Below are 10399 nucleotides of genomic sequence, written 5' to 3'. Positions count from 1 at the left end.
AATCACCCGACGAGCAGCCTGAGCCTTGTACTCCGGCGTAAACGACCGCCTCCTGGACATGTCGACATCCTTCCAGCAGGACCCCTGGCCCCACTATCTCGGTGTCCACTCAAACTGGGGAGGCTCAATCGCCGGCTTCATGATCGCCACCGGATTCCTCTCGATGTGGGTGTCCAACACCGCAACCGCCGTGATGATGATCCCGATCGGCGTGTCGGTCCTGGCGCTGGTGCTCGACCTCGGCAAGGAATCGGGCACCGACGCCCCCGCGCCGAAGGCCACCGGCACCGACGAACCGGTGGACGGTGAGACCCTCACCCAGGCGGTCATCAAGAGCAACTTCGGCACGGCACTGATGCTCGGCATCGCCTACGCCGCATCGATCGGATCGTTGGGCACGATCATCGGCACCCCGCCCAACACCCTCCTGGTCGGATACCTCGAGGGTGAAGGCATCGACATCGGGTTCCTGGAGTGGATGATCGCCGGCGTCCCGCTCGCCGTGATCTTCCTGGCCATCGCGTGGTTCCTGCTCACTCACGTCCTGTTCAAGCCGGAGATCGACGACATCCCCGGCGGCCGGCGCATCATCCGCGATCAGCTCGACGCCCTCGGCTCGATGTCGCAGGGCGAGATCCGGGTCGCCGCGATCTTCGGCCTCACCGCACTGGCGTGGATCGCGGTCCCGCTGATCTGGGACGAGAACCCGCCGATCTCCGACACCGGCATCGCGATGACCGCCGCCGTTCTCCTGTTCCTGTTGCCCAGCGGCTCCAAACCCGGTGTGCGCCTGCTCGACTGGGAGACCGCGATCAAACTGCCATGGGGCGTGCTGCTGTTGTTCGGCGGCGGCCTCGCCTTGTCCCAGCAGTTCGAGTCCAGCGGACTGACCGCCTGGATCGGCGACGTGGCCGCCGGGCTCGACACGATCCCGGTCATCGTGCTGGTGGTCATCGCGGCGACCGCGATCATCTTCCTCACCGAGATCACGAGCAACACCGCGACAGCGGCAACCTTTCTCCCGGTCGCCGGAGGCGTGGCCATGGGAATGGGCCTCGACCCTCTGGTGCTCACGATCCCCGTCGCCCTCGCCGCGACCTGCGCATTCATGCTCCCGGTGGCGACCCCACCGAACGCGGTGGCCTACGCCAGCGGGTACGTCACCATCGGCCAGATGATCCGTGGCGGGCTCTGGCTCAACCTCATCGGGATCGTGCTCATCACCCTCGCCGCCTACACGGTGTTCGCCTGGTCTCTCGGCATCGCGTACTGACCCACGACTCGACCGGGCCCGGTCGAGTCGCTCGTCACCCTCCCGCCGACCACGGGAATGCACCGAACCGACGGATCCGTTGCGCGAAGGGTCAACAACGTCGTCGAACAAAGAGGTGCAGTTGTGAAGATCGGGATCATCGGAGCGGGATTCATCGGCGGGACGCTCACGCGTCGTCTGACATCGTTGGGACACGAGGTGCGGGTGGCGAACTCGCGCGACCCGGAGACGCTGGCCGAACTGGCCTCCGAGACCGGCGCCACCGCGGTATGGGCCGCCGACGCCGCGAAGGACGCCGACCTGGTGATCGTCAGCATCCCGCAGAAGAACACCCCCGACCTCGCGCCGGGCATCCTCGACGCCCGCAAGGCCGACGCCCCGGTGATCGAGACGAACAACTACTACCCCCAGCAGCGCGACGGCAAGATCGAGGCGATCGAGAACGGTACCCCCGAGAGCGTCTGGGTGTCGGAACTGCTCGGCGTCCCGGTGTACAAGGTGTTCAACGGTATCTACTGGAAGCACCTGCTGAACAAGGGCGTACCCGCGGGCACAGAGGGCCGCATCGCGCTGCCGATCGCCGGCGATGATCCGGCCGGCAAGGAGATCGTGTTCCGCGTGGTCGACGAACTCGGGTTCGACCCGGTCGACGCCGGACCGCTCGCCGAGTCGTGGCGGCAACAGCCGGGAACGCCGGTGTACGGCAAGGATTTCGGCGCCGACGACACCCTCAAGGCGCTTGCCGATGCGTTGCCGGAACGCACCGCTGAGTGGCGCGCCTGACGCACTGACAGGGGCGGCACGCCACAGCGGGAATCAGCGACGCTTCGGACGTCCGGGCCCGCGTCGCGCACTCTTGCCGGGGACCTTCCCGGCCGCCTCGCGTGCCGCCCTCTTCGCCGCCGCCTTCTCCTTCGCCGACCGTTTGGGCGCCTCGTCGGTCCGCCCCCGCGACGACGTCGCCTTGCGGCCGCGCACGATGCCGATGAACTCATCGGCCAATTGAGTTGTGGGAGCAGGCCAGAGGAGTCCGACGGACCCGGTCGGGGCGTCGGTGACCGGCCGATACACCAGGTCCTTGCGGTGATGCAGGCGCGCCAGCGACTGCGGCACGAGCAGTACGCCGACGCCGGCCGCGACGAGTTCGACTGCGTCACCGGTGGTCTCGGGCCGATGATCCACCGCCGCACCCGGGCGTTCGGATACTGTCAACGGCTCGTCCAGCGGCCACAGCAACTGCTCGTCGGTCAGATCGGCCAGGGTCATCTCGTCGCCGGCGGTCAGGGCGTGGTCCTTCGGCACGACGACGACCGTCGTCTCCTCGTACAGGTCGATCGTGTGATGTTCCCGCGCATCGCCGGACCGCAGGGCATCGGGCAATCTGGTGATCGCCATGTCGACGCGCCGCTCCCCGACCGCCTCGGCACAGACCGCGACGTCGAGGGCGATGAGTTCCAGCGAGACGTCGGGACGCCGCTCGGCCCAGATCCTGACCCACTTGCTCGGCGTGACCCCCGGAACGTATGCCAGCCGGAAGACAGGGGCCTCGCCCGCTGCGTGAACGTCGGGTGTGGTCACGCCCAAAGGCTACCGCCCGATACCCTCGTCGAATGAGCTCGCAGTCGATGAAGCCGGCCACCGCCGCCAAAAAGCTGGACGTGTACCTGCCGGCCACTCCTGCGGAGTTCCAGCAGGGCCCGATCACCCGGGCCGAACTCGCCGCCCTCCAGACCGACCCGCCGGAATGGCTCCGCACGCTTCGCGCCGACGGCCCGCACCCGAAGAATCTGGTCGCGGCGAAACTCGGCATCTCGAACTCGGGCCTGGTTCGCGGCGGCATCACCGAGGCACTCACGACGGCGCAGATCGACGACCTCCTCGCCGAGATGCCGGATTGGCTGGCCGCCGAACGCGCCACCCAGATCGAGGTCCGTCGCGAGGAGCGGCGCGTCAAGTCGCTGCATGCCGACCGACGACGCGCCCGCGAAGAGGGTGACACGGCCCCGGAGAGTTAGTCCTCCGATCGGTCCGCAGCAGCACAACAGTATCCGCCCGACAGCGACTATCGCTTCACTGCAACGTCTCTCGGATCTCGACCGCCAGCCCTGTCAAATGCTCCCGGAGCACGCGCTGCGCGCGGGCCGGCGAATCCGTGTCGGCGAGGAGCAGGTGCATCGCCAGACCGTCGACGAGGGCGTGTACCGCGACCGCATGAGAGTCGAGATCGCGGCCGGCGCCGATCAGCCCGTGCTCGTCGAGGACGCCCAGCACCGTCCGACAGAGCGAACGCAAACCGTCGTGGGCCTCACGCGCAGCATCTGCGAGACCGGGATGTGCCACCGACTCGGTCACCATCGCGAGGTTGACGTGCATCTCGACGCGCCGCTCGTCGTCCAGCGGTAGGACCTCGGACAACACGGCCTCGGCCCAGCGCAGCGGGTTGCGAATCCGGTCGTGCCGACGGATGCGAACCGCCACCCGCTCGTAGATCAGCCGCATCGAGAACTCGAGCAGCTCCTCCTTGTCCGCGAAGACGTGGCGGAGCGAGCCGACCGAGATGTTCGCTTCCGCCGCCACCTCGCGGACCGATACTCCGGATGCGCCTTCGCGCAACACGATTCGCCACAGGGCCTCGGCTATCTCGGCGCGTCGCCCGTCCCGGTCGATCAACTTGGGCATTGACTCATGGTAGTACACCCGTGCTACGTTGGCGCCGGTTTTGATAGCACGGTTGTGTCAGCAAAGAACGGAGAACCGATGGCGACCCGACACGCGGCGCTGGACGTCCTGCGCGGCATCGCGATTCTGGGCACCCTCGCCACCAACATCTGGATCTTCACCAACGCGGAGGGGCTGATCGGCTACATCCAGGGCGCCTATCGGGCCACCGGCTCCTGGGCGGTGGCCGAGGACGTCCTGCAGCAGCTCGCCCAGGGCAAATTCCTCGGTCTGCTCACGATCATGTTCGGAATCGGGCTGGCCATCCAGCAGCGGTCGGCTGTTCGACGAGGCCGGACCTGGCCGGGACGGTACTACTGGCGAGCCGCGCTGCTGTTCGTCGACGGCGTGATCAACTACTTCCTCTTCACCGAGTTCGACGTCCTCATGGGTTACGCGGTCACCGGACTCATCGTCGCCTACCTGCTGTCGATGCGGCTGCGGCGCCAGTACGTCGCGATCGCGATCGCTGCGTCGACGCATCTGGCGCTGCTGGGCCTGGTGAGCTGGGCCCTTCTCGCCGCGCCCGCTACATCGGGTCCGGGTGCCGCGCTGTCCCCGAACCCCTACGCGAGTGGCAGTTTCGTCGACCTCGTCGCTTTTCGCGCCGAGAACTTCCTGATGTTCCGTGCCGAGGTCCTCTTCATCCTGCCGATGTCGATCGCGCTCTTCCTCATCGGCGCGGCCCTGCTGCGCGCCGGCGTCCTGGAACCGCGCGGCGCCCGGCTTCGGCGACGCCTGATGGCCGTCGGGCTGGGGATCGCCCTACCTCTCGACTTTGCCGTCGGACTGGCCGGTGGCGATGCCGGACTCGTCGTGGGGCGGTACGGGTTGGCGCCGGTCGTCGCACTGGGGTTGCTCGCATGGGTCGCCGGGTACTACGCCGACGGCCGCACTCCCGGGCGGTGCGGCCGCGCGCTGACACCGGTCGGTCGAATGGCGTTGTCCTGCTATGTGTTACAGAACGCGATCGCGGGTGCCGCCTGTTACGGCTGGGGCCTGGGGCTCGCGCACCATCTCGACGGCTCGACGCTGGTCCCCGCCACGGTGTCGCTGTACCTCGGCATCGCCGTGGTGCTCATGCTGTTCTCCCGCTTCTGGCTCAGCCGATTCGAGCGGGGCCCTCTCGAATGGCTGTGGCACCGAAGCTACGACCGCATCACCGCTTCCGCCGACCGGCGACTGTCACCCGAACGAGTGGACAACCCGCGGTGACGGCTGCTCGACCGCAGGTCAGCGAGCTGACCGGGATGGGTTAGCCATCCCCGCCGCGGGGTACCCGACGCGCACCATCATCCGACCGAGGAGTGAGTCGTGGACACCGCCATCTGGATCATCATCGCCGTCGTCGTCGTGATCGTCATTCTTGCGCTCGTGTTGCTGCTGCTTCGTCAGCGAAAGGCACGCCGACGGGTTCAAGCCGAGGAGATCAGGCAGAACGCCACGCAACAGGTCTCGACCGTCCGCCACCGCGAGGCCGTCGCCGAGGAGGCCGATGCCCGGGCACGGAAAGCGCAGGCCGAAGCCGATGCGAAGGCTGCAGAGGCCAAGCGGCTGCAGGAACAGGCACGCCACCACCAGGGACACGCGGCCGAGTCGCGGCACGAGGTCGAGAGCGAGTTCGCCCGTGCGGATCGTCTCGACCCCGATGTCCGACGGAACGCGGATGGACGGGACACCGAGGGACGGGGCGCCCACGGACGTGGTGCGGACGGGCGGGACGACCCGAACGTCGCAGGCCGGCACGCCGGTCAGCCATCGAACAACCCGATCGATCCGCGTCACCGCCCGGACGCCGATCCCCGCGGACACCAGACGCCGCCGAACGCCCGCTGACGAGACCCTCTCGCAAGCGATGCCGGCCACACCGCCGGCGCGGTGTGACGGAGCCCGCTCCGAAAAGTGGTACTCGGTCCCGAGTGTTAGTAGGTACCATTTCTCTCGTCATCTGCGCCGGGACCTTCGGGGACCGGTCTTCCGCAGCACCAGAGGGGTCCACGCATGGCGTCGTTTCTGTTCAAGCTCGGAAGCTTCTGCTTTCGCCACAAATGGTCGGTGATCGCGGCCTGGCTGGCTGCGCTCATCGCGGTCGCCGGACTGGTCGGCGCACTCCAGCCCAAGTTCGCGCAGGACTTCAGCCTTCCCGGCACCGACTCGGGGGTTGCCACCGAACAGGTCGAGCAGTACTTCCCACAGGTCATGGCCCAGCAGGAACAGGCGTCCACGAGCATCCTCGTCGCTGCCGAGGACGGGCTGCAGAACCACACCGCGCAGCTGAACGAGCTCGCCGCGGCCCTCCGCGGACTCCCCGACGTGATCGAGCCGCAGACCGTCGTCAACCCGCTGACGGTTGCGGCCGCTGATCCAGCACTCGCTGCGCAGGTCGTCGGCGACAACGGTCGGGTCGGCCTCATCCAGGTGCGCCAGGACATCCCGATCCTCGACCTCACCGTCGAGAACAAGGAAGAACTCGTCTCGATCCTGGACGAGTTCTCCGTCGACGGCCTGCAGGTGGAGGCAACCGGGTCGCTGATGCAGGTGATGGAAGCCGGCGGCACGGCCGAACTGCTCGGTTTCGCCGTCGCCTTCGTCGTGATGATCGTGGCGTTCGGAGCCCTCATCGCCGCCTTCATTCCTCTCGTCACCGCGATCGTCAGTGTCGGCATCACCATCCTGCTGCTCACGCTGTCGGCCGAGGCTCTGTCGATCAACGAGTCCGCCACCGCCATCGTCACGATGCTCGGCATCGCCGTCTTCATCGACTACGCGCTGTTCATCGTGTCCCGGTACCGTGCGGAACTCCTCCGCGGCGGCGCGCCATCAGACGCCATCGGCCGAGCCGTCGGCACAGCCGGGTCGGCGGTGGTTTTCGCCGGCCTCACCGTGATCGTCGCGGTGGTGGCCCTCATGGTGATCGGCATCCCGATCATCACTCAGATGGGCGCGGGTGCCGGCGTCGCCGTGTTCATCGCGGTGCTGGCTGCTCTGACCCTCATCCCAGCCATCCTCGGTGCGTTCGGGCGGTTCGCCTTCCTACCTCGAATCCCCTGGATCAAGCACGCCGTGGAATCCGAGGACGACACTCTGGGTGTCAAAGTCGGGCGCACCGTCGTCAAATGGCCCATCCCGTTCATCGTGATCGGCCTGCTGGCGCTTGCGGCCGCGGCCATCCCGGCCACCAAGCTGGAACTCGGTCTGTCGCTGTCCAGCGAAGCCGAAGCACCCGCGCAGGAACTGCTGAGCCGCGGTTTCGGTGAGGGCATCAACGGCCCACTGCTCGTCGTCGTGCACGACGAGGACGGCGCGATCAACGCCCCGGCCGAGGAGACCGTACGGCACATCGCAACCCTGAGTGATGTCGCCAACCCCGAGGGGCTCACCTGGACGGGCAACCGAGCAGGCGACACCGCGCTGATCATGGTCACCCCGGAGAGCGCGCCGTCGTCAGCCGCCACACACGACCTCATGGAGCAGATCCGCGCCTTCGCACCAACGGTCGAGAACCGTGGCGCCGAACTCCACGTCGGCGGTCAGACAGCCATCATGTCCGATCTCTCCCAGAAACTCGACGATGCACTCATCCCCTACCTGGTCGTGGTCGTCGGTCTCGCATTCCTGATCATGATCGGCGTCTTCCGGTCGCTCTGGGTCCCGCTCATCGGCACCCTCGGATTCGTCTTCTCGGTCCTGGCGACCTTCGGCGTCACCGTGGCGATCTTCCAGGAGGGCTGGCTGGGATTGATCGCCCACACGCAGCCGATCATCTCCTTCCTGCCGATCTTCCTCATCGGCGTGGTGTTCGGGCTCGCGATGGACTACCAGGTGTTCCTGGTGACCCGAATGCGCGAGGAGTTCATGCACGGCTTGTCGGCCAAGGAGGCGATCGTCGCCGGTTACCGGCACGGAGCCCGGGTGGTCACGTCGGCGGCGATCATCATGATCAGCGTCTTCGCGGCGTTCATGCTCTCCCCGGAGACGACCGCCAAGATGATGGGTTTCGCGCTGGCCGCGGCAGTGTTCTTCGACGCCTTCGTGATCCGCATGCTGGTCGTACCCGCGGCGATCGCGTTGCTCGGCGACCGGGCCTGGGGCCTCCCGCGCTGGCTCGACCGCTTCGTGATCAACTTCGACATCGAGGGCGAAGCAGTCCGCCATCGTGGGCTCGAGGAACCGGACGACACCAGGTCCCCGGTCCCGGCGAATTGACGAGTTGCACAGTCCCTTTCCACGATGAGTGAGCACAGCATGGGCGATTGCCTGACGGTGCACGCCACCTCCGACGCCCCGGAACCCGCGCCGGGGCGTCGGATGGGCCTGCGTGAACAGAACAAACTGCGCACCCGCAACGCCATCCGGCAGGCGGCGATCACCCTGATCGCCGAGCAGGGGTACGCCAAGACCACCGTCGAGCAGATCGCCGAGGCCGCCGGCGTCTCACACACGACGTTCTTCCGCTACTTCCCGTCGAAGGAACAGGTGGTCGTCGGAGACGAGCACCTGCATGCCGAGGCGCACGCGATCGTCGAGTCCATGCCGCCCGGGCTCAGCCACTTCGACCTCATCCGGCGCCTGATGACCGAGCTGCACCGCCTGACGGTCGACGACCCCTGGGTCGGCAATCCGCTCCGCATGCAACTGATCCGCACCGAGCCGTTGCTGCAGAAGACCTTTCAGGTCGAGTCCGAGCGCATGATCTCGGACATGACCCAGCTCATCGCCGACTACTTACGGATCGCACCCGACGACTTCCGGCTCAAGGTGTTCCTCGACGCGGTGGCCGGGGTGACCTTCCACCTGGCCACCGAGTTCGACGACAACCGGGAGATGCCCCAGCTCGAGACGACGCTGCGCGCGATCGATCTCCTCGAGCAGGGGTTGCCGGTCGGATGAACAGTGGTTGTCCGGCCATTCGCCCCGCGAACATTCCCTCTAGGATTCAGAGCGTGATCTCGGACAACGCTGCCCGACCGCGACCGATGCCGGGCCTTCGACACGGCTCCTCGCTGCGCTCGTCGCCGGCTCAGGCAGCAGGGGGACCGGTCCGCTGGACGCGGTTCGTCGTTTCATGGGTCAGTACAGTCGCGGCCATCGCGGCCACCGTCTCGCTCGCGGCATCGGCCCAGGCCGCGCCGGCCAAGCCGACCCCGGCGCCGTTCCCGGTGACCGACATCGCCCGGCTCTACGCCTCGGACATCTCGTCGTATCCGGGCGGCGTGTACCTGCAACCGGTCGAGACCTTCACCGCCCTGCGCCGCGATCACCCCGAGGTGATGGCCCGCAATCTCGAGACGGCCGTCGCGATCAACCAGTCGGCGGCCGGCAAACCGGGACTGCAGCGCCGGGCACTCGCCGACGCACACGACGATCCGCTCTGGACGATGTCCGATGCCTTCGGCGACCGGCTCGGACGGGATTTCCGGAACGCCCTCGCCGCCGATCGCCTCCCGAAGACCACGGCCCTCTTCAGCGACTACCTCGCCCGCGCCGGTGGGCTCGCGAACGCGACGCTCGTCGAGAAGTACGTGTTCGGGTACGAGCGGCCGTTCATCGTCGCACCCGAGCGGATCCGCAAGTACATGCGCGCCGGAGCCAGCGAGTACGACGCGCTGGGCAGCAACCCGTCGTTCCCGTCCGGCCACACCAGCCTGTTCTTCTGGCGGGGCACCCTGTTCGCATCGATGCTCCCGGAACTCGCGCCGCAGTTCCTCGCCCGTGCCTCGGAGGGTGGATATCACCGCATCGTGCTGGGCGTGCACTACCCGCTCGACGTGATCGGTGGAGCGATCGTCGGGCAGGCCGCCGCCGCCGATCGCTGGAACGACCCGCAGTTCCGCCGGCTCCTCGCCGCGTCTGCCACCGAGATCCGCAAGGAACTCGAATGGCGTTGCGGCGCAGCCCTCTCGGTGTGCATCGCGCGTGACACGCCCTACGCCACCGACGCCGCGGCCCAGACGATCTACGCCCAGCGCATGACCTACGGATTCGGACGCGTCTCGTCGCCGACACATCCGATGGTGGTGCCCCGACAGGCCGTCGAACTGATCGCCGGGGCGTACCCGCAACTCACCGACGAGCAGCGGCGTCAGGTCCTGGAACAGACCGCGTCGCCCGCGGGATACCCGCTCGACGACCAGCGTCCCGGCCGCGCCTCCTGGCAGCGCCTGGACCTCGTCCGTGCTTACACCGCCGACGTCACGGTCGGCCGCGACGGTCGGGTGACCGTCCACTGAGGACCGCCCTGACCTGCCGGTAACTGAATCGTTTGTCCCACTGCCCGTTGCGAACTCGTTCGTGACGGGCAGTGTCGTGCCATGTGGTCCTCTGTGTGTCCAGTTTCGCCGAACAGCTTGACACCGGCGTAAGGGTATGGCTACTTTTCGAGTGGCCCACATCACATCCGACGTGGAC

At 67.4% G+C, this 10399-nt stretch carries 9 protein-coding genes and 1 pseudogene; 8 read left to right on the top strand and 2 right to left on the bottom strand.

The annotated features are described in order from the left end of the window. Positions 1-127: 127 nt before the first annotated feature. Both JW364_RS21035 and JW364_RS21030 read left to right on the top strand, forming a co-directional pair. Positions 128-1273, top strand: a pseudogene (locus JW364_RS21035) (DASS family sodium-coupled anion symporter); the annotation flags it as partial. Positions 1274-1396: 123 nt separating this feature from the next. Beyond that, positions 1397-2056 (top strand): NAD(P)-binding domain-containing protein, encoded by a 660-nt coding sequence (locus JW364_RS21030; RefSeq protein ID WP_205334234.1) that lies wholly within the window; start codon positions 1397-1399, stop codon positions 2054-2056. Positions 2057-2089: 33 nt separating this feature from the next. Here JW364_RS21030 and JW364_RS21025 read toward each other — a convergent pair whose 3' ends face one another. After that, the gene (locus tag JW364_RS21025) at positions 2090-2857 is read right to left on the bottom strand and encodes a LysR family transcriptional regulator substrate-binding protein (protein WP_240199410.1); all 768 of its coding nucleotides are present in this window, start codon (positions 2855-2857) and stop codon (positions 2090-2092) included. 41 nt (positions 2858-2898) lie between these two features. Here JW364_RS21025 and JW364_RS21020 point away from each other — a divergent pair, with 41 nt between their 5' ends. After that, entirely contained in the window at positions 2899-3288 is a 390-nt protein-coding gene (locus tag JW364_RS21020; protein WP_165630777.1) for a DUF5997 family protein, read from the top strand. A gap of 55 nt (positions 3289-3343) precedes the next feature. Here the strand turns inward: JW364_RS21020 and JW364_RS21015 are convergent, their stop codons facing one another. Next, positions 3344-3952: a TetR/AcrR family transcriptional regulator gene (locus tag JW364_RS21015; protein ID WP_137809677.1), complete on the bottom strand. Its 609-nt coding sequence runs from the start codon at positions 3950-3952 to the stop codon at positions 3344-3346. A 78-nt stretch (positions 3953-4030) separates the two neighbouring features. Here JW364_RS21015 and JW364_RS21010 point away from each other — a divergent pair, with 78 nt between their 5' ends. From JW364_RS21010 to JW364_RS20990, 5 genes are all read left to right on the top strand, one after another. Then, positions 4031-5206: a DUF418 domain-containing protein gene (locus tag JW364_RS21010; protein WP_205334232.1), complete on the top strand. Its 1176-nt coding sequence runs from the start codon at positions 4031-4033 to the stop codon at positions 5204-5206. Positions 5207-5305: 99 nt separating this feature from the next. After that, the gene (locus tag JW364_RS21005) at positions 5306-5827 is read left to right on the top strand and encodes a hypothetical protein (protein WP_205334231.1); all 522 of its coding nucleotides are present in this window, start codon (positions 5306-5308) and stop codon (positions 5825-5827) included. A gap of 165 nt (positions 5828-5992) precedes the next feature. Then, positions 5993-8197, top strand: coding sequence for an MMPL family transporter (locus JW364_RS21000; protein ID WP_205334230.1), 2205 nt, complete (start codon positions 5993-5995; stop codon positions 8195-8197). Positions 8198-8236: 39 nt separating this feature from the next. After that, a complete protein-coding gene (locus JW364_RS20995; protein ID WP_205334238.1) occupies positions 8237-8881 on the top strand; it encodes a TetR family transcriptional regulator in 645 nt (214 codons plus the stop codon). Positions 8882-8934: 53 nt separating this feature from the next. Then, a complete protein-coding gene (locus JW364_RS20990) occupies positions 8935-10221 on the top strand; it encodes a phosphatase PAP2 family protein (protein WP_307814817.1) in 1287 nt (428 codons plus the stop codon). Positions 10222-10399 lie beyond the last annotated feature (178 nt).

This window comes from Gordonia sp. BP-119 (genome assembly GCF_016924115.1).
GTDB classification, from domain to species: Bacteria; Actinomycetota; Actinomycetes; order Mycobacteriales; family Mycobacteriaceae; genus Gordonia; species Gordonia hongkongensis.
Note: the sequence above shows the minus strand (reverse complement) of the source record. Positions and strands in the feature narration are given on the sequence as shown.

Excerpts from the sequence above, each read along its gene's own strand:
- JW364_RS21015 (WP_137809677.1), bottom strand. The coding sequence starts at position 3,952 with ATGCCCAAGTTGATCGACCGGGACGGGCGACGCGCCGAGATAGCCGAG.
- JW364_RS21000 (WP_205334230.1), top strand. The coding sequence starts at position 5,993 with ATGGCGTCGTTTCTGTTCAAGCTCGGAAGCTTCTGCTTTCGCCACAAA.
- JW364_RS20995 (WP_205334238.1), top strand. The coding sequence starts at position 8,237 with ATGGGCGATTGCCTGACGGTGCACGCCACCTCCGACGCCCCGGAACCC.
- JW364_RS21010 (WP_205334232.1), top strand. The coding sequence starts at position 4,031 with ATGGCGACCCGACACGCGGCGCTGGACGTCCTGCGCGGCATCGCGATT.
- JW364_RS21020 (WP_165630777.1), top strand. The coding sequence starts at position 2,899 with ATGAAGCCGGCCACCGCCGCCAAAAAGCTGGACGTGTACCTGCCGGCC.